This is a genomic window from Bacteroides sp. 3_1_13, assembly GCF_001185845.1.
Classification (GTDB): Bacteria; Bacteroidota; Bacteroidia; order Bacteroidales; family Bacteroidaceae; genus Bacteroides; species Bacteroides xylanisolvens.
This window is the reverse complement of the sequence record NZ_KQ236956.1, coordinates 1,209,875-1,231,116: the sequence shown is the minus strand read 5'-3', so window position 1 is coordinate 1,231,116 and position 21,242 is coordinate 1,209,875. Positions and strand designations below refer to the sequence as shown.

Here is a 21,242-nt window from a genome sequence, read left to right as displayed (position 1 = left end):
GGCGTTGCCCTACGCTATATAATTAAGCCCTTTCAGGGCACTCCGCAAAATTATCATTTAGTGGTTATGCACTATTTAAGTATTAAACGATTAGAAAAAGTATCATGAAGAAGTTATTGCTGGCAGTTTTTAGTATAGCCACCACTTTCTCTCTGTATGCGCAAAGGGAAGTTCCGCAGGAACGAATGGAGCAGATTTACGAGGAAGTAAAGACACCATACAAGTACGGGCTCGCAGTTGCCCCGGCAGACAATTATCATAAGATTGATTGTCCTACCGTTTTTCGCCAGGGAGACAAGTGGCTGATGACTTATGTGGTTTACAACGGTAAAGGTGGAACCGATGGTCGTGGTTATGAAACCTGGATAGCAGAAAGTGATAATTTGCTCGAATGGCGCACTTTGGGACGGGTTCTTTCTTATCGGGATGGAAAATGGGACTGCAATCAGCGTGGCGGATTTCCTGCATTGCCGGATATGGAATGGGGTGGAAGCTATGAGCTTCAGACTTATAAAGGTCGCCATTGGATGACTTATATCGGTGGTGAAGGAACGGGCTACGAAGCTGTAAAAGCTCCGCTTTATGTCGGACTGGCATGGACGAAAGGAGATATTTCTACGGCACATGAATGGGAATCTCTGGACAAACCGATTTTGAGCATCCATGATAAAGATGCCCAATGGTGGGAAAAACTGACTCAATATAAGAGTACCGTTTATTGGGATAAAGATAAAACATTGGGAGCTCCGTTTGTGATGTATTACAACGCGGGCGGGCATCATCCGGAAACGAATTTAAAGGGCGAACGTGTCGGCATTGCGCTTTCCAAAGATATGAAAACATGGAAACGCTACTCCGGAAATCCGGTCTTTGCGCATGAAGCTGATGGAACCATTACAGGAGATGCGCATATCCAAAAGATGGGAGATGTGTATGTGATGTTTTATTTCTCTGCTTTTGAACCTTCGCGTAAATATAAAGCATTCAATACATTTGCCGCCAGCTATGATTTAGTGAACTGGACCGACTGGAAAGGGGCCGACCTGATTATCCCCTCCAAGAACTACGATGAACTGTTTGCTCATAAGAGCTATGTGGTGAAACATGACGGAGTGGTTTATCATTTCTATTGTGCGGTAAACAACGCAGAGCAACGTGGCATTGCCATTGCTACCAGTAAGCCGATGGGACGTTCGGCTGTCCGTTTCCCGAAACCGGAAATCAAGAACCGCCGGCAAATTATTGAATTAAATGAAGGCTGGAAAACTTGGAGAGTTGAGAATGGAAAGTTGAGAGTTGAGAGTGAAAAGACTGTGAATATACCTCATAACTGGGATGATTATTATGGGTATCGTCAATTGACTCACGGCAATCTTCACGGAACCGTTCTTTACAAAAAGGACTTCACCCTCAACAACTCTCAATTCTCAACTCTCAACTCTCAACTTAAAAAATATTTCCTTCGTTTTGACGGAGTAGGTACATACGCCACCATTACAGTGAACGGAAAGGACTTCGGTCGTCATCCCATAGGGCGCACTACGTTGACTTTGGATGTCACAGATGAATTGAAACAGGGAGTAAATAGCCTGGAAGTGAAAGCCGAGCATCCTGAAATGATTGCCGATATGCCTTGGGTATGTGGAGGATGTTCATCGGAATGGGGATTCAGTGAGGGTTCCCAACCGTTAGGTATCTTCCGTCCTGTGGTATTGGAAGTAACGGATGAGATTCGCATAGAACCTTTCGGTGTACATATTTGGAATGACGAAAAGGCTGCTAACGTATTTGTAGAAACAGAGGTTAAGAATTATAGTAAAACAACAGAAACGGTAGAGTTAGTCAATAAACTAAGCAATGCCGATGGAAAACAAGTTTTCCGTTTGGTTGAAAAAGTAACTTTAGCTCCGGGAGAAATGAAAGTGATTCGCCAGCAGGCTCCTGTTGAGAATCCTGTCTTGTGGAATACAGAAAATCCATATCTCTATAAATTGGCTAGCATGATTAAGCGCGATACGAAGACAACGGATGAAATTTCGACACCCTTCGGTATTCGTACCATTAGCTGGCCAGTAAAACGAAACGATGGAGACGGACGTTTTTACCTGAATGGAAAGCCGGTGTTTATCAATGGAGTATGTGAGTATGAGCATCAGTTCGGACAAAGCCATGCGTTCAGTAATGAACAGGTTGCCGCAAGGGTAAAACAGATACGTGCAGCCGGTTTCAATGCATTCCGCGATGCTCATCAGCCCCATCATCTCGATTATCAGAAGTACTGGGATGAAGAGGGAATCTTGTTTTGGACACAATTTTCCGCCCACGTGTGGTATGACACTCCGGAGTTTCGTGAGAACTTTAAAAAGTTGCTTCGTCAATGGGTGAAAGAGCGTCGTAATTCTCCGTCAGTGGTGATGTGGGGATTGCAGAATGAAAGCACTTTGCCTCGTGAGTTTGCACAAGAGTGCAGTGACCTTATCCGGGAGATGGACCCGACTGCCAAGACAATGCGTGTCATAACAACCTGTAATGGCGGTGAAGGTACAGACTGGAATGTAATTCAAAATTGGAGTGGTACGTATGGAGGAGATGTGACGAAATACGGTCGTGAGCTCTCTCAAGCGAACCAATTGTTGAACGGAGAATATGGAGCGTGGAGAAGCATCGACCTACATACGGAGCCGGGAGATTTCCAGGTGAACGGAGTGTGGAGTGAAGACCGTATGTGTCAGCTGATGGAAACTAAAATCCGTTTGGCAGAACAGGCTAAAGATAGTGTTTGCGGACAATTCCAGTGGATATATAGCAGTCATGACAATCCCGGACGCCGCCAACCGGATGAAGCGTATCGCAAGATAGATAAAGTAGGTCCGTTCAATTATAAAGGATTGGTTACTCCGTGGGAAGAACCGTTGGACGTATATTATATGTATCGCGCCAACTATGTTCCGGCTGCAAAAGACCCGATGGTTTACCTGATATCACATACATGGGCCAACCGCTTTGAAAAAGGACGTCGCCGTGCCACTATCGAGGCTTACAGCAATTGTGATTCTGTATTGCTATACAACGATCTGACAAATGAAAAGGCAACCTTCCTCGGACGTAAAAAGAACAACGGAACAGGCACTCATTTTATGTGGGAAAACCGGGATATTCGTTATAACGTGCTTCGTGCAGTAGGATATTATAAAGGTAAGCCGGTGGCAGAAGACCTGATCCTATTAAATGGCCTGGAACAAGCCCCTAACTTCGAACTTCTTTATCAGGATGATAAAAAGATATTGAAAGGAGAGGCAGGATATAATTATCTGTATCGTCTCAACTGTGGAGGGGATGATTATACAGATAGCTTCGGACAGCTCTGGTTACAGGACAATACGAATTATTCGCGTTCATGGGCGGAGAATTTCAAGGATCTGAATCCTTATCTTGCCAGTCAACGTACTACCAATGATCCGATTCGTGGCACCCACGACTGGACGTTATTCCAACATTTCCGCTTCGGACGTCATCAGCTGGAATATCGTTTCCCTGTGGCAGACGGAACATATCGTATTGAACTGTATTTCACAGAGCCTTGGCATGGTACGGGCGGAAGCGCTTTTACCGACTGTGAAGGACTGCGTATATTTGATGTTGCCGTGAATGATTCTGTTGTATTAGACGACTTGGATATTTGGGCTGAAAGCGGTCATGACGGAGTTTGTAAGAAAGTAGTATATGCCACAGTGAAGGGTGGAATGTTGAAAATTCATTTCCCGGAAGTGAAAGCAGGACAAGCCTTGATTTCAGGCATTGCTATTGCCAGCACAGATCGGGAGCTGAAACCGACGGTATTCCCTGCGTCCGGCTGGAGTTGGGAAAAGGCGGATAAAGAAGTAATGGAAAAGACTCCGAAAGAGTTACTTCCGGAAGACAAAAATGCTCGTGTCAGTATATCATACGAAGCAGAAACGGCTGTACTGAAAGGCAAATTCCAAAAGAAAGAACATCGCAAACAGATGGGAGTGTTTTTTGGTAAAGGAAAAGGCAACAGCATTGAATGGAATGTTTCTACCGGGTTGGCGCAAGTGTACGCCCTTCGCTTTAAATATATGAACACTACCGGAAAGCCAATACCTGTCTTAATGAAATTCATTGATTCAAAAGGAGTAGTATTGAAAGAGGACGTATTGAACTTCCCGGAAACACCGGATAAGTGGAAGATGATGAGCACTACTACCGGAACCTTTATCAATGCCGGACATTACAAAGTATTACTTTCGGCAGAAAATATGGACGGAATTGCTTTTGATGCATTGGATATTCAATAAATCTTTCTATCAATTGATTTCAATAAAACGGAATACGGATAAGGTAAACTTTCCGCATCCCGTTTCTTTATATTCGGATCATTTTCTTAGAAATAGAATATAGATGTTATTTTTTTATGATTCAATGTTCCGATTTTAATTATTTAAAAGATAGGAATTAAATAATCTCTATCTTTGAGGACAAACAAAAAGAGCAATAATGGAAAGTAATATACCAAAGTATGATTTGCCGGTTGATTATATTGTAGGAGAGGGATTCGCAAAAGATTTACTGAAGAGCTATAAGAATTTTCCATGTAAGATTGAATCCGGCTTATTTATTCTTTGTATAAAAGGCACTATGGAGGTGACGATCAATACCAATACCCATCATATCAGTGAAAATGATTTAATAACTTTGCCGCCTAATTGCATATTAGAGGTGCACACATTCTCATCCGATATCCAGATTTATTATGCAGGCTTTTCATCTCATTTTATAGAAAGTATAAATTTGATGAAAGCTACCCAGCACCTTCTTCCGGTAATTATGGAGAATCCGATAGTTGCTTTATCTCCACTTCAGGCCTGTAGTTATAAAATGTTTTATGAATCATCTATTCTTTCATACGCTTCACTTAGGACGCGCGAAAATAAGGAGATAGTAAAAGCTGTTCTTACCATGTTTATCCAAGGGGCTACAGAAATATATAAGTTACAGAATAATTGGTATCTGTCTTCTCAATCAAGAAAGTATGAGATTTATCAGGAGTTTTTAAAATTAGTCATGAAACATTATACAATCCATCACGGAACATCTTTCTATGCTGATGAGTTAGGACTTAGCCTGCCCCATTTCTGTTCTACAATTAAAAAGGCGGCAGGAAATACTCCATTAGAGGTGATTGCTTCTGTCATTTTGATGGAAGCTAAATCCCGCTTAAAGTCGACCGATGAACCTGTAAAAAATATAGCTCTATCTTTAGGGTTTAATAATATCTCCTTCTTTAATAAGTTTTTTAAGCAGCATACTGGTATTACCCCTCAAGAATATAGAGGACGCTAATCTTCTGTTTTTCTATCAAATGGTAATGTAACGGTAAAACAACTACCTTTCCCAATCTCTGATTTAACGGAGATATCTCCTTGCAGATGTTCTACAATCGTTTTACAGATAGAAAGTCCTAAACCGGTTCCCTGTTTAAAAGTATCTACTTTGTAGAAACGATCAAAGATTTCATTCAAACATTCTTGCGGAATTCCCGAACCGGTATCTTCTACAAATATTTGTACTGAATCCGCATTTCTGTTATCAAGCGTATACCCAAAATGAATATATCCTTTTTGGGTGAATTTCCGGGCATTATTAATGAAATTGCATATTACTTGTTTCAGGCGTGTAATATCTGTGTTGATATAAACATCTTCATCCGGTAATAATGACTTTATTTCAATTTCGGAAATAGGTTTCATTGCCTGTTCTTTCTCTATGTCCATCATTAAAGAGTTAAGGGAACAGTTGGAGAAAGTAAATTTAATCGTATTTGATTCAATCTTGGACAAATCAAGTATGTCGTCAATCAATCGTACTAAATGTTCGCTATTGATGCTGATTAGTCGCACGAAATCGGCACGTTCCTCTTCACTTAACTCATCATAAGTGGAACCTATAACATCAGAAAAGCCGACTATTGCATTCAGCGGCGTACGGATTTCATGACTCATATTAGCCAGAAACGCCATTTTAAGACGATCGCTTTCTTCTGCTTTTTTACGTGCCTCGATTAAGGTGTTTTCTATGTCTTTATATTCCTGAATACTCAAGCAGATTCCCACTAACCGATAGGGATGGCCGGATATGTTTGCAATATAAGTTGACTGCCCTTCAAACCATTCCCAAGTACCATCCCCCCGGCGCAGACGGAATGGAACTGTTTTGTCAAAAGTTGTATTACCACTAAGTTGTACAACAAAGGCATCAGCCATAGGTTGCCGATCGTCCGGATGAATCATATTCACATACTCCTCCATTGTCAAAGTATTATTTTCTCCTGCCGGAATACCTAAATGTTCAAAATAACGATCGTCAAGAGTAAATTCACTCCGACTTATATCATAATACCATGGATAGATTCTGGTTCTTTGCAAAGCAGTATTCAGAATATATTCCTGTGTAAGCTCTACTGTAATATTGCGGAAAAAGAATAAGATCTTGTTTAAATTAGTTCTATCCCTGATCGTTGCAAATTCTCCTCTTATGGGAAATTGTGTGTAATCAACCTGTTCTTGCATGAAGGTATGTTCAGGTAATGAATACGTATTTTCTCCCTGACGAATCTTTTCCAGAATAGTCGAAAGTATATCTTCCTTTTTATTTAGCAGTTTAAATAAACGATTGGTAGGAAAGGGAAGCATATCATTGACCGACGGATGAACATGCAGTTCTGCAAAAGCCTGCTGATTGAGTTGTATAACTTCTCCATTTGTATCAAATATAATCACTCCGTCGGGTAAAATGTTTAATAATTCATCGTTATAGAGTGTCTGTTTGTAATCTTCCATTTCTTTTATTGTTTTATACTGAATATAAGATATATGAGACATATCTTATAACAAAGAAAACCATTTCTGTGAAGATTATAACATATTTACAGCTCTTTTTGAGCGACTTATACGGTTATTTTAAATTGCAAGATATTTAATGTTAATACAATATTCTTATTTTAATATTCGATATTCAAATATTAATAGAATGAAACTTTCATCTTTTCCAATAAAAGAAAGGGGTACAAAATGCCCTTTCGTCCGTCTACTTGATATGAAGAAAAAAGAACGAATGAAAATATATACTTTACTATTGGGTGTATTGTTTGTAAGCCCGATACAGGCACAAACAATGCATGATTGGGAGAATCATCATGTTCTTCAGATCAATCGTGAACCGGCAAGAGCCGCTTTTACTCCTTTCTCTGTACAGAAAGGAGACGGCTCAATCTCTTTAGACGGAACCTGGAAATTCCGTTGGACTCCCGTTCCCAATGAAAGAGTCATGAATTTCTATCAGACAAATTTTAATGATAAAGATTGGACGGATTTTCCTGTTCCCGCCAATTGGGAAGTGAACGGATATGGCACGCCTATCTATGTTTCAGCAGGCTATCCGTTTAAAATAGATCCTCCACGGGTGATGGGAGAACCGAAAACTGACTATACCACGTATAAAGAACGAAACCCGGTAGGGCAATATCGTCGTACCTTTGTCTTGCCGGCCGGATGGGAAGCGAATGGACAGACTTTTCTACGGTTTGAGGGCGTAATGAGCGCCTTTTATGTTTGGATCAATGGCAAACGGGTAGGGTATAGCCAAGGCAGTATGGAACCGAGTGAATTTAATGTCACGAAGTATCTGAAATCCGGAGAAAATCAAATTTCACTGGAAGTCTACCGATATAGTGACGGTTCTTATCTGGAAGATCAGGATTTCTGGCGTTTTGGTGGTATTCATCGTAGTATTCATCTGATACATACGCCGGATATTCATGTCCGTGATTATGCGGTACGCACTCTTCCTGCGTCTGCTGGTGATTATGAAGACTTTATTTTGCAGATTGATCCGCAATTCAGTGTATATCGAGGGATGACCGGAAAAGGGTATGTCTTACAGGGAGTATTAAAGGATGCTTCAGGCAAAGAAGTTGCCACATTGAAAGGTGATGTGGAAGATATGCTTGATTTGGAGCATAAAGCAAGCCGGATGAATGAATGGTATCCGCAGCGTGGCCCGCGTAAGATGGGACGTTTGTCAGCCATTATAAAATCGCCGGAAAGATGGACGGCAGAAACACCCTATCTTTATAAATTACACTTAACTCTCCAAAATGGAGAAGGAAAAGTCGTAGAACAGATAGAACAGGCCGTAGGTTTCCGCTCTGTAGAAATCAAAAAAGGACAACTGTTAGTGAACGGTAATCCGGTTCGTTTTCGTGGAGTGAACCGCCACGAACATGATCCACGGACGGCACGTGTCATGAGCGAAGAACGAATGCTTCAGGATATTCTTTTAATGAAGCAGGCAAATATAAATGCTGTGCGCACCAGTCATTACCCGAATGTAAGCCGTTGGTACGAGCTATGCGACAGCTTGGGATTGTACGTGATGGACGAAGCGGATATAGAAGAACACGGATTGCGTGGAACACTCGCAAGTACCCCCGACTGGCATGCAGCATTTATGGACCGTGCGGTCCGTATGGCGGAACGTGATAAGAATTATCCATGTATTGTAATGTGGAGCATGGGAAACGAAAGCGGTTACGGACCGAACTTCGCTGCTATTTCGGCATGGCTGCATGATTTCGATCCCACTCGTCCTGTACACTATGAGGGGGCGCAGGGAGTGGACGGAAATCCTGACCCGAAGACGGTCGATGTTATCAGCCGCTTTTATACCCGGGTGAAACAGGAATACTTAAATCCCGGCATTGCAGAGGGAGAAGACAAGGAACGCGCTGAAAATGCACGTTGGGAACGGTTGCTGGAAATTGCGGAACGTACCAATGACGACCGTCCGGTGATGACGAGTGAATATGCACATTCCATGGGGAATGCATTAGGAAATTTCAAGGAATATTGGGATGAGATATATAGCAATCCCCGTATGCTAGGTGGTTTTATATGGGATTGGGTAGATCAGGGAATCTACAAGACATTACCCGATGGCCGTACCATGGTGGCTTACGGCGGTGACTTTGGCGATAAGCCGAATTTAAAAGCTTTCTGCTTTAATGGATTGCTGATGAGCGACCGTGAAACTACGCCTAAATATTGGGAGGTAAAAAAGGTATATGCACCAGTTGAGTTGAAAGTTGAGAATGGAGAGTTGAGAGTAACCAACCGGAATCATCATATTGATTTATCACTTTATCGTTGTCTATGGACATTATCAGTGGATGGTAAGGAGAAAGAACGGGGAGAAATAACATTGCCGGAAATAGCTCCAGGGGAAAGTAGCACAATCGGTTTGCCGGCTTTCCGATCATTGAAAACTCTTTCCGATTGCCAACTGAAAGTAAGCATTGTTTTGAAATCGGATGCTCTTTGGGCAAAGGCAGGACATGAAGTGGCCTGGGAACAATTCTGCTTACAGAAAGGAGATTTAGCTTCTGCCGATCTGATTAATAAAGGAGCGCTTCAGGTGAAAGAGGACGATAATTCTTTATTGATTAGCGGGCGCAGTTTTTCTGTTCAGTGGGAAAAGAAAGTGAACGGAAGTATGACTTCCCTTATATATAAGGGCAAAGAAATGCTGGCTCACTCCGATGATTTTCCGGTTCAGCCTGTCACTCAAGTTTTCCGTGCTCCGACAGATAATGACAAGAGCTTCGGAAACTGGTTGGCTAAAGACTGGAAATTGCATGGAATGGATCATCCGCAGATAAATCTGGAATCTTTCCACCATGAAAAACGTGCAGACGGGGCGGTCATTGTCCGGATTCAAACAAGTAATTTATATAAAGAAGGAAAAGTGGTGACGACTTCTGTCTATACGGTCTTTTCAGATGGAACGATTGATCTGAAAACAACTTTCTTGCCACAAGGAGTTCTTCCTGAAATTCCCCGTTTAGGAATCGCATTCTGTCTGGCGCCTGCTTATGATACATTTACCTGGTATGGCAGAGGACCACAGGATAACTATCCTGACCGCAAAACATCTGCTATGATAGGGCTTTGGAAAGGAAGCGTTGCAGACCAATACGTACATTATCCACGTCCGCAGGACAGTGGAAACAAAGAGGAAGTGCATTATCTTACCTTGACCGACAAACAGAATAAAGGCATTCGTGTTGACGCGGTAGAAAACGCATTTTCTGCATCTGCCCTGCATTACACCGTACAAGACATCTATGAAGAAACTCACGATTGCGATTTAAAACCACGTGCAGAAGTTATTCTTAGTATGGATGCTGCCGTACTTGGATTAGGAAACAGTAGTTGCGGACCGGGTGTATTGAAGAAATATGCCATAGAGAAAAAAGAACATACGTTGCATCTCCGTATCAGTAGTAAACAATAATAGCAATAAATAACTAACACAATAATAAAAGTAACAATGAAAAAAGTAACCACTTTATTATCAACCTTGGCGTTGGCAACTACCCTAGCTGCTCAAAACCTTCCACAAACGGAAAGGCAATATCTCTCCGGTCACGGATGCGACGATATGGTTGAATGGGACTTCTTTTGTACCGACGGACGCAATTCCGGCAAATGGACGAAAATCGGCGTACCTTCCTGTTGGGAATTGCAAGGCTTCGGCACTTATCAGTATGGAATCACTTTCTATGGAAAGCCATTTCCTGAAGGCGTTGCCGATGAAAAAGGGATGTATAAGTACGAATTTGAAGTTCCGGAAAAGTTTCGCGGCAAACAGGTCAATCTTGTATTCGAAGCTTCAATGACAGACACGGAAGTAAAAGTGAACGGACGCAAAGTGGGTTCCAAACATCAGGGAGCCTTCTATCGTTTTTCATACAACGTCACGGATTTCCTGAAATATGGCAAAAAGAATTTACTGGAAGTCACTGTTGCCAAAGAGAGTGAAAATGCTAGTGTGAACCTTGCCGAACGTCGTGCTGATTATTGGAATTTCGGCGGTATCTTCCGTCCGGTGTTCCTGGAGGTGAAACCAGCCGTAAACCTGCGGCACATTGCCATTGACGCAAAGATGGATGGAACTTTCCGAGCCAACTGTTACACAAATATCTCTAATGACGGAATGAGCATCCGTACACAGATTTTAGATAAAAAAGGGAAAAAGATAACGGAAACCACCGTACCCGTAAAAACAGGAGGCGACTGGACTTCCCTGCAACTGAATGTATCTAACCCCGCATTATGGACAGCGGAAACTCCGAATCTTTATAAAGCGCAATTCTCTCTATTGGATAAGACCGGTAAGGTTTTGCATAGTGAAACAGAAAATTTTGGTTTCCGCACAATTGAAGTACGCGAAAGCGACGGACTTTATATAAACGGAGTACGTATCAATGTACGTGGTGTCAATCGCCATAGTTTCCGTCCTGAAAGTGGCCGTACGTTGAGTAAAGAGAAGAATATCGAAGATGTTCTTTTGATGAAAGGCATGAATATGAATTCTGTCCGTTTGAGCCACTATCCGGCTGACCCGGAATTTTTGGAAGCCTGTGATTCTCTCGGACTTTATGTGATGGATGAATTGGGAGGCTGGCATGGCAAGTATGATACCCCCACCGGAGTACGTCTGATTGAAGGCATGATAGAACGTGACGTGAATCATCCGTCTATTATTTGGTGGAGTAATGGTAATGAAAAAGGATGGAATACCGAACTGGATGGAGAGTTTCATAAATACGATCCGCAGAAACGTCCGGTTATTCACCCGCAAGGTAATTTCTCCGGTTTTGAAACCATGCATTACCGCTCTTACGGAGAAAGCCAGAACTACATGCGCTTACCGGAAATCTTTATGCCTACGGAATTCTTGCATGGTTTATACGATGGCGGCCATGGTGCCGGATTATACGATTATTGGGAAATGATGCGCAAGCATCCCCGTTGTATCGGTGGCTTCCTTTGGGTATTGGCAGACGAAGGTGTGAAGCGTGTGGATATGGATGGATTCATCGATAACCAAGGAAACTTTGGAGCAGACGGTATTGTAGGACCACATCACGAAAAGGAAGGTAGCTACTACACTATCAAGCAGTTATGGAGTCCGGTGCAAATCATGAATACTTCTATCAACAAGCAATTTGATGGCAAATTCTCCGTAGAAAACCGTTACGATTATCTGAATCTGAATACTTGCCGTTTCCTTTGGAAGCAAGTAAAATTCCCGCTGGCAACAGATGCTTCCAATGCTGCTATTCAAGTGTTGAAAGAGGGTGAAGTGCAAGGCAGTGACGTGGTTGCTCATTCGGCAGGCATTTTGGATATAAAAACAAATATCCTCCCCAATGCAGACGCCCTCTTCCTGACAGCAATCGATCCATACGGCCATGAACTTTGGCGCTGGACTTTCCCGGTCAACCAACTGAATCAGCAGACAGAACAGCTTTCTCCCTTGTCCAGTCGTCCTGCTTATACAGAGACAGAAAATGAGCTTACTGTGAAAGCGAATAAGCGTACGTTTATCTTCTCAAAGAAAGACGGACAACTAAAAGGAGTATCTGTAGATAACCGTAAGATTAGTTTCGCCAATGGCCCCCGTTTCATCGGAGCCCGTCGTGCAGACCGCTCATTGGATCAGTTCTATAACCATGATGATGAGAAAGCAAAAGAAAAAGACCGCACATACAGCGAATTCCCCGATGCTGCCGTATTTACGAAACTGGATGTGAAAGAAGACGGAGGTAATCTGGTTGTTACCGCCAATTATAAACTGGGCAACCTGGATAAGACCCAATGGACAATTAACCCGAGTGGGGAACTGGCTTTGGATTACACCTATAATTTCTCCGGTGTCGTAGACTTGATGGGTATTCGTTTCGACTATCCTGAAGATCAGGTAATCAGCAAACGCTGGCTGGGTGCCGGACCTTACCGTGTATGGCAAAACCGTATTCACGGAACACAATACGATGTTTGGGAAAACGACTATAACGATCCTATTCCGGGTGAGACTTTCACATATCCCGAATTCAAAGGATACTTTGGTGATGTTTCCTGGATGAATATCCAAACGAAAGAAGGCACTATCAGCCTGACAAACGAAACTCCCGACGCATATATCGGAGTATATCAGCCTCGTGATGGCCGCGACCGTTTGCTTTATACTCTTCCCGAAAGCGGAATCTCTGTCCTGAACGTGATTCCTCCGGTACGTAATAAAGTAAACTCCACCGATTTGTGTGGTCCCTCTTCACAACCGAAATGGGTAAATGGTCCACAAACCGGACGAGTCATTTTCCGGTTTATGTAAATGAATCATATAAAGGTATCCACATTGCGTTGGGTACCTTTTTTTATTTAATCTTCTGAAGTTTGAGAATGAAAATGGCTACAAATTTTTTTCCGTAAAATAAATTTTCTATATTTGGAGGCAAGAACTCTTATTTATGCGAATCAGTAGTTGAAATCACTAGCTGATTCAGTTAGTTAAATTGTTATTATTCAATTAATTATCTCATTTATTTATTTCTTAATCTCCTTGAAAATCAGTATATTAGAAGAATAAAACCACTCATTATTCTAATTATGATTCCCAAGGAGAAAGAGCTAAAACTTATAAAAATATATATGTATATCTGCGATGTTTATCAGTCTTCACTGAAGTTCTACTGTCAGAGGTTCAGTAATAACGCTACACCGATCTTCACTGATCAGGAGCTGCTTACCGTATATCTGTTCTGCGGAGCGTATCAGCGCTATTTTAGCATCAAAGAGATACATACATTCACCAAAGAATATTTGCTTTCCTGGTTCCCTAACCTTCCCTCTTATCAAACATTCAACTATCGGCTGAACCTGATGAGTGAGGCGATTAATGAACTGGTGAAGCATCTCATTACTTTCTTTAAACCAACAGATTGCGATTCTATGATATCACTTATTGACTCCATGCCCATCATTACTTGTGCAGGAAAGAACAAAACCGGAAAAGTGGCTACTGAAATTGCCACTAAAGGATACTGCTCTACAAAGAACATGTATTATTTCGGGCTCAAACTTCACACCTTAGCTTTCCGCAGGGAAGGAACCATTCCATTCCCCGAAATGATCATCTTATCATCGGCAGAGGAGAATGATCTGACTGTTCTTAAAAGAGAAGCCGCTGATAGTCTTATAAACAGATATATATTTGCGGATAAGATATACTCAGACTTCTCGTTCTGGGGAAACAAACAGCAGGAACAAGGGGTAACCATGATGACTCCCGTTAAAGCAATAAAGGGAGAGGAGCCTATTATTACTCAAAGAGAGAAAGCGGGCAGAGACCTGTTTTCAACTGCATTATCAAAGGTCAGACAACCGATAGAATCTTTTTTCAACTGGCTGAATGAAAAAACAAATATTCAAAGAGCGATGAAAGTCAGATCTACATCTGGACTTTTAGTACATACGATGGGCAAAATTGCCATCGCATTCATTTATCTAATTTTCTAAAACAAGGAATCAGAGTTCAACTACTGATTCGCATTATTTATTTAGATTTGCGAACTTTCTAATATTCAGGCACGATGAAACACTATTATTCCTTTCTGATAATAACCTCTTTGTTATTAGCCGGATGCGGGCAAAAAGACCGGGCAAAATCTCAATTCGAATCATCTGTACAGACAGAAGAAAGTTATCCGTTAGCAAAAGAATATATTAAAGAAGCTGTTATCACAGGAAAAGTGTTGAACCGGGACTTTTATCCTCAAGAAAAGGAATTAACTCTCATTATTCCATTTTTTTGGAAAATGGAAAATCAATATCGTACCCCCATACAAGAAGATGGCTCATTTTCATTCCGCTTTCCGGTTTATGCAAAATTAAGAGAAGTTTCCATTCGCAATTATGCAGAACATTTGTATATCCACCCGGGAGATAGCATACATGTGGAAATAGACTTCAAAGATCTTTTTCATCCCAAAGTAACAGGTGATGCAGAAAAACTGAATCAAGAAATACTTGCATTCACAGAAAGCGCCTACTATTACATACAGAATTATAGTATAAACCCGAATTTGAATATTAAGGATTTTGAGGCTGAATTAAAGAAGGAATATGACTTTCGTTTGGAGCGGAGAAACGAGTATCTGACGAAGTATAAACCAATGGAAGATGTTACGTTATTTACTGAAGAGTTACTGAAACAGGACTATTATTACGCTTTGTTATCCTATGGTAACCAATGCCAGTTTAAAACAAGAAAAGAAATGGATCGGTATCATAAACTTCTGCCTGCAATCAATAAACTTTATAATAAAGGGATTCTTTCGGCACGTTTATATGATATTGCCGATGAGGTAGAGCGCTATATAGCTTATGGAATAACTTACAAAGATAGGAAAAATCCATCTGTAGAAGAGATTATGTCGGCAGTAGGAGAGAATGAACTGAACCAGTATATATATACCAAAATGGCAGTTGGCTCTTTGAATACAAATGATACACTTGCTTTAACAACGAGGCATACACAGTTTGATTCAATCGTAAAAATGCCACATTTGCGTGCACAAGTGATGCAGATATATAATCAGACTAAATCTTACCTGGAAAATCCGCAACCAGTTTCCAACAATTTATTATATGGTGAGTTTCACGAAAACTCAAAGCTAAAAACATCTATGCCTTACATGGAACCCATCTATAATATACTTGAGAAGTATCACGGAAAAGTGATCTATTTCGATTTTTGGGCTAGGTGGTGTCCACCATGCCTGGCAGAAATGGAACCTTTGAAACAATTGCGGAGTAAGTATTCCACCAAAGACCTGGTCATATATTCCATATGTGTAAGTGAACCCAAGGAAGAATGGGAAGAATGTCTGAATGAGTATTCATTGAAAAACCGGGGAATTGAATGTATTTATGCATCTGATTCTTTTGGAAAAGATAACTTACAGAAAATTCGCAAACAATGGAAAATAGATAGAATGCCCTATTATCTGTTGATTAATAGAAAAGGGCAAATTGTAGATTTCGGAACTACGGCACGTCCCAGCAATCCGCAATTAGTATCTCGAATTGAAGATGCCCTTAAATAACTTTATCATTAATAGGATCGTATGTCATTTCTTTATTCTTCTTTTCTATACGAAAGCTTTTTATTTTTGATGAAAGTGATTTTTCTAGGGTTTGTTTTGCTTTACGATACGTACCGTCATTGGATGGATGTCGTGAACTAACAATAGCTCCTATAACTTTTTTATCTTTTAGATATCCTTGATTGTAGAATAAGTTCACTGTATTGCCGATTTGTGTTATAGCGTGTGCAATATCCGTTCCTTTTAGTTCTACAAAAATATAAACACAATTAAGGGGTGATGTGTATACAAATAAGTAATCACACTTTCTATGCTCTGATGAACTATCAAAATAACCATCAATTTTTATTTTATCAACTTCGGAAATATCTTTAGATGCAATAGTGAACTTACTTTTATTTTCACAAATCGTAAAACGAGAAGTGCATTTACACTTTGAATTAACATATTTATGATCAAAAGAATCTGTATTCTTGAATACGAATCTTCTATTAAAACATTTACAACTCATTTCTTTCAATATTGCATAGTTCGTCAAAAATATATCCTAATTTGTCAGAAGCCGTATCTATGTATTCAGCTCCCAAAGATTTTATGTCAGTATCTCTTATATCTTTAACAGTTCCATCTGAATGAAAAAAGTAGGATGATACATCATCAAAATCAATTAGCGCCATTGATGGAATGAGTTCTTTAATTTTAGATAGCACCAACTTCTTTTTATTGCTTTTCTTTAATATTTCTTGTGCTAAAATTAAATTATCTACTACTGATAACACATATGGACTATGTGTCGTAATTACAATACTTCCATTTGATTTTCTCATCTTTCTCATGATCCAATCAATAAGGAAGTGTTGAGTAGAAGGAAATAAATTTAATTCAGGTTCTTCTATTACTAATATCTGTTTTTTCTTGCTTTCAACATATTGGTTAAATACAATCCACAACGGAATAATTGATTGAATTCCACTAGAAGTTTGAGATAGTTTTACTTCTTTGTTTTCATTCATTAGATATACTGTGTCACCATTGTTATTGAATGACACTTTAATGTCAAGAATGTTTATATCAATATTTTTATACTGAATTCTTGCTTTTTCGTATAAGCTACCAAAATCCTTTATGCAATCGGGAATACTAGCTCCTGCTTGAAGTAAAGAAAATATGCTATTAGAAAATGTTGAAATCAACAATCTTTCAGCTGGAATATATACTGGTATACATTCTTCATAAAGGAGTCCAACTAAGGCAGGTTTTATTAACTCTACCATTGCGCTGTCTTTTAAATCTAAGAGGTTTTTAAGACTTTTGATAAATTCTTTGTATGCAAAGTTATTTTCTTTTCGTTCTATAAATTTTAAAATAAAATCATATGACTTTGAAGTATTAGCCATTTCCATCAAATCAGCATCCTCGTAGTTACTGTGAAATTTATTTAAGCCTATTTCCCAATAGTATTTTTCATTGCTATAACGAATAATGGTTGTAGACGTAAATTCAAAATTAATATTATATTTATCCAATAACCTTAAGAAACTATTGAAATCTCCTTCTTTAATAGTCCAAAAAATCGAATTGTTAAATATTGCAAGAAGTTTTGCAATAGTACTTTTTCCACTAGAAGTATGTCCAATAAAGAAATTATATTTCTTTATTTCTATATTTGCGGATTTTATAGCCCCAAAATCTGTTACAATTAAATGTGCCATGCTCATTAAAAAATTAAAGTTATATCCCTCATATAAAAGAATAACTATTGGCAAATGTAGTCATTAATACTGGTATAATACCTAAAGTAGTTCTTTTTTATAGAAAAAAACAAGAAAAAGTTAGTAGATGTTCACTCATATTATAAATTTTCGCTAACTTCTTAATGTCTTCTTTGCCATTCACAATATGAGTACTGTCACCGATCCGGATGGATGGCCTGACTACTTCATCGGAAGAAGACTTCTCGAACAGCTTAGTAATAGGGATAAAAGACAAGGCTAATATCAACCTTGTCTTTTTTGTAGCTCCCTCATCAATTCATCTACAATATATGCATCGCTCATGAGATATAGATCTCCAAGTCGGTGGACAATGCGCTGGTAGCTTTCGCTATTATAAAATATATCAAGTGCCTGTAGACTGGAAATATGCAGACGGGTAGCAAGAAGTTCTACAATGCTGTAATATTTGCCTTGCATTACAATATCTGCATTGGGGATTTCTTTTGAGAGAGATGGGATAGGTAAAAGTATAGCATCCACAAAATGTAAGTGTTCGTCAACTACTTTTTGGTTCGTAATACAAATTTGATTATTAGGCTCTTGATGAATCAAACGTGACAATGCTTCTTCACGAGTGTAATCACCACGCATATAAAGGTCAATAGTACGTATCACACGGTCATCTGCTATACCGCCTTCTATTATGTCATAATCCTGCCATATAACATTCCCTTGTCGACATGCTACAACAAAATCCAGCCAATGTGCATCGTAAGTGGTAAAGTGCAAATAATGAAAAGAAGAGTTACGGCAGGCATCTATATCCAATGAATAAATATTGAGCCATACACTATTTTCATGGCGAATATCAGCTGTGCGAAGAGCCCAACGAATAGCCTGATCCTTTAAATCAGTAAGATAAAAGCCCACTCCGAAATCAAGATTTGGTCGGCATACTCCAGCTAATGGTTGTTCTACACGGTAAGTAGAACCATGATAAACAGTTAACATGACTTATCTCCTTTTTGCTGTGTCGAAACTTGAAAAGGACGATAATCTTTCGGTAACCATTGTGGATCACGATGATAGATATATTCTAATAAAGAATCTACTATGTAGGCTTTGCCTTGGGTATGCAAAGTATCATAAAAAGTATTTATATAGCCGTCTATAGCACCTAATTCTTTTAGTTTATTATATACATCCGCACTATAACGTCCTAACCGTTCGGCTGTATTCTCTATACAATAGATAATAAACTCTAATTGTTTTTCTTTAAGGGTCATATTATTTTCTCCTTTCTTATCTTAATCCATTAGCGAAAAAGATTAATATTAGCAAAGATAGAAAAGTTCCTTCTTTCTTCCAATTAATTGGTATAGTATATCACGTTTCCTTATGGAATATTAAAGTCGCATTCCACATTTTTATTTTTCTGTCTAACAGATTTTATAGAGCCACAAAGGTTTATATGTAAAATACTGATTTTAATTCGATAACAATGAAAAGTTTTATATTATAGGAACTTATTCAACTCTTTTACCAACAAATGAACAGTAGTAGAAGATTCTTGTTGTGCCGGATTATTCCCATTAAATTGTCTCATGATAGTTTTAGCGTGATTAATGGCTTGTTCTTGTTTAGAAAACAAAGTATTAAACATTTTAGAACTTACACCCGATTTCTTTGTATAAGCAAATCCGAGCAAAGCGCCCAACATTTTTTCATATCTGGAACGATGCAACGCCCCTTGGTATAGATTAAAATGCAGTAAAAACCAAAATTCAAAAGCTTGGTTACTATAAGCCACTTCAAAACCATTTTGTTGCGCCAATAGGATTGCAGAGTTAAAATCATTTTCAGGAAAATCATCTTTATCAAAGACCACCCAATTCTGATTATATGTTCGTCCCTTTAGCTTTTCCTGCTCTTTTATATGGATAGCCTTGTGTACTAATGCCAATGTTCCCATACCTTGACCAAGTGCCTTCACATTGGCAGAAGTCAAACGAAAAGCGTTGAAATAATCAGGTTCGGTATTAACTCCTTCGCAAATAATCAGAAATGTTTGTTTCACCTCACGTACACTACTGATACGGGTTATCTTTCTTTCGATACGCGGATTTATATTTTTCCTTTTTGTAGCCGTCATGGTTTAATTTTCTTGGGTATTAAACAAGCGGGTTAAATCTCCAACAATTGGAATTGCTCCATACTTTCCTGATAAATAATCTTTTTCAAACGAAGCATCATTACGTACTTTATACTCTGCCAATGAATAAAGTTCGGTTGCACCATAGCGGTCTTTTTGTGTAAACCAAACCTGATCCCGCCGGAATATATTAGCACTCAACAAATTTGTATCGTGAGTAGTGAAAATTAATTGAGCATTTTGGGGATTTGTTTCTTTTGAATTAAACAAGGCAATAATTCTACATGTAAGAAGAGGATGCATTTTAGAGTCAAATTCATCTATTATAAGACGCTTTCCATTATCCAAAGCATCAATGATAGGGTATGCCAGAGAAAAATACTTTATTGTACCTTCCGATTCATTTTTCCTGAATGGGAAAGTAATAGTTTTGACTTCATGACCTTCCTCGTCATATTGCGTATGTGTACTCACAATAGCATTATCAACTTTTTCAATATTTTCAATACCTAAATCAGCATAACGGGAAAACTCTACAATTCTCTGTTTCATTTTGATATCATCCAGTTGGATAGTTGCTGTATTCCATATTTTTTCATCGTTAGAACCTGAAATAATAGTGGTATCATTCAACCATTTCATTATCTCTACTGCTGTCGGATCATTGAATTGTGCCGCAACAGAAAGCAATAATGCATTTGCCCTTACCATTCGTTTACCTGCAAGTTCTTTACCAACGACAAACTTAGTATGAATATCAAAATTATCTTTTTCCCGATAGAATAATTCAATTTCCTTAGCTCTCTTTTTATTGGCTTTTTGATAAAGCCATTCCGAATGTACCAATGAATTATCAGCTTCAAATCCATAACGATATTGGTTATCTTCATCACAGAATATTGCTTCAAAATAACTTGGTTCGTTCGCAGTAAGTGAGTTTAATCGGAAACTTTCTATATTAACACGTTCGCCTGCTTGAATATCCTTTGATGAATTTATCACATACCACTTAAAAAATTCCAATGCTTTTATAAAATTGGATTTGCCTGATGCATTAGCACCATAGACTACCGCGCTCTTCATTAATGATAATCCGGCAGTCCCTACATTAAAGATTATATCTTCGGCCGGAACCTGTATTTCTTTCAAAGCTGATGCTACTAATGACAATGTAGATTGTTCTTTGAAAGATAGAAAATTTCCTATTGTAAATTGAATAATCATATTTTAATTGTTTTATTCGAGATTTTATCACAAATATACTATTTATTTTATGATATAAGGATATGCATTAGGCGAATTATATTATTTTATGTCTAATAACATACATTCCCGCTTTTATCTTTAA

At 39.1% G+C, this 21,242-nt stretch carries 13 protein-coding genes; 6 read left to right on the top strand and 7 right to left on the bottom strand.

Features of this window, described 5'->3' with window-relative positions; all coding sequences use genetic code 11:
* Nucleotides 1–104: 104 nt before the first annotated feature.
* Together HMPREF9009_RS17610 and HMPREF9009_RS17605 are read left to right on the top strand one after the other, a co-directional pair.
* Nucleotides 105–4,316, top strand: coding sequence for a beta-d-glucuronidase/beta-L-arabinofuranosidase (locus HMPREF9009_RS17610; RefSeq protein ID WP_049702867.1), 4,212 nt, complete (start codon nt 105–107; stop codon nt 4,314–4,316).
* A 199-nt stretch (nt 4,317–4,515) separates the two neighbouring features.
* On the top strand, nt 4,516–5,361 hold the full coding sequence (locus tag HMPREF9009_RS17605; protein ID WP_004314666.1) for an AraC family transcriptional regulator: 846 nt from the start codon (nt 4,516–4,518) through the stop codon (nt 5,359–5,361).
* Here HMPREF9009_RS17605 and HMPREF9009_RS17600 read toward each other — a convergent pair.
* Nucleotides 5,358–6,857 (bottom strand): sensor histidine kinase, encoded by a 1,500-nt coding sequence (locus HMPREF9009_RS17600; protein WP_004314671.1) that lies wholly within the window; start codon nt 6,855–6,857, stop codon nt 5,358–5,360. The two genes, HMPREF9009_RS17605 and HMPREF9009_RS17600, sit on opposite strands and share 4 nt — an antisense overlap.
* A gap of 256 nt (nt 6,858–7,113) precedes the next feature.
* Between HMPREF9009_RS17600 and HMPREF9009_RS17595 the strand changes: the two genes are divergently transcribed.
* From HMPREF9009_RS17595 to HMPREF9009_RS17580, 4 genes are all read left to right on the top strand, one after another.
* Nucleotides 7,114–10,368, top strand: a complete 3,255-nt coding sequence (locus HMPREF9009_RS17595) for a glycoside hydrolase family 2 TIM barrel-domain containing protein (RefSeq protein ID WP_049702866.1) — start codon at nt 7,114–7,116, stop codon at nt 10,366–10,368.
* Nucleotides 10,369–10,404: 36 nt separating this feature from the next.
* The gene (locus tag HMPREF9009_RS17590; RefSeq protein ID WP_049702865.1) at nt 10,405–13,254 is read left to right on the top strand and encodes a glycoside hydrolase family 2 TIM barrel-domain containing protein; all 2,850 of its coding nucleotides are present in this window, start codon (nt 10,405–10,407) and stop codon (nt 13,252–13,254) included.
* Between the two features lie 317 nt (nt 13,255–13,571).
* Nucleotides 13,572–14,438: a transposase gene (locus tag HMPREF9009_RS17585; protein WP_049703369.1), complete on the top strand. Its 867-nt coding sequence runs from the start codon at nt 13,572–13,574 to the stop codon at nt 14,436–14,438.
* A 74-nt stretch (nt 14,439–14,512) separates the two neighbouring features.
* Nucleotides 14,513–16,027, top strand: a complete 1,515-nt coding sequence (locus HMPREF9009_RS17580) for a TlpA family protein disulfide reductase (RefSeq protein WP_049702864.1) — start codon at nt 14,513–14,515, stop codon at nt 16,025–16,027.
* Here HMPREF9009_RS17580 and HMPREF9009_RS17575 read toward each other — a convergent pair.
* The 6 genes from HMPREF9009_RS17575 to HMPREF9009_RS17550 all read right to left on the bottom strand — a co-directional run bounded on the left by HMPREF9009_RS17575 (nt 16,020) and on the right by HMPREF9009_RS17550 (nt 21,118).
* Nucleotides 16,020–16,538: a hypothetical protein gene (locus HMPREF9009_RS17575; protein ID WP_049702863.1), complete on the bottom strand. Its 519-nt coding sequence runs from the start codon at nt 16,536–16,538 to the stop codon at nt 16,020–16,022. The genes HMPREF9009_RS17580 and HMPREF9009_RS17575 overlap by 8 nt on opposite strands.
* A complete protein-coding gene (locus tag HMPREF9009_RS17570) occupies nt 16,528–17,739 on the bottom strand; it encodes an AAA family ATPase (RefSeq protein WP_004325967.1) in 1,212 nt (403 codons plus the stop codon). Before HMPREF9009_RS17570 ends, HMPREF9009_RS17575 begins: the two co-directional genes overlap by 11 nt.
* Before the next feature lie 285 nt (nt 17,740–18,024).
* Nucleotides 18,025–18,753: a DUF3990 domain-containing protein gene (locus HMPREF9009_RS17565; protein ID WP_049702862.1), complete on the bottom strand. Its 729-nt coding sequence runs from the start codon at nt 18,751–18,753 to the stop codon at nt 18,025–18,027.
* The gene (locus HMPREF9009_RS17560; protein WP_049702861.1) at nt 18,747–19,028 is read right to left on the bottom strand and encodes a DUF3791 domain-containing protein; all 282 of its coding nucleotides are present in this window, start codon (nt 19,026–19,028) and stop codon (nt 18,747–18,749) included. Before HMPREF9009_RS17560 ends, HMPREF9009_RS17565 begins: the two co-directional genes overlap by 7 nt.
* Before the next feature lie 230 nt (nt 19,029–19,258).
* A complete protein-coding gene (locus HMPREF9009_RS17555) occupies nt 19,259–19,894 on the bottom strand; it encodes an RloB family protein (RefSeq protein ID WP_049702860.1) in 636 nt (211 codons plus the stop codon).
* Between the two features lie 3 nt (nt 19,895–19,897).
* On the bottom strand, nt 19,898–21,118 hold the full coding sequence (locus HMPREF9009_RS17550; protein WP_049702859.1) for an AAA family ATPase: 1,221 nt from the start codon (nt 21,116–21,118) through the stop codon (nt 19,898–19,900).
* Between the last annotated feature and the right edge of the window lie 124 nt (nt 21,119–21,242).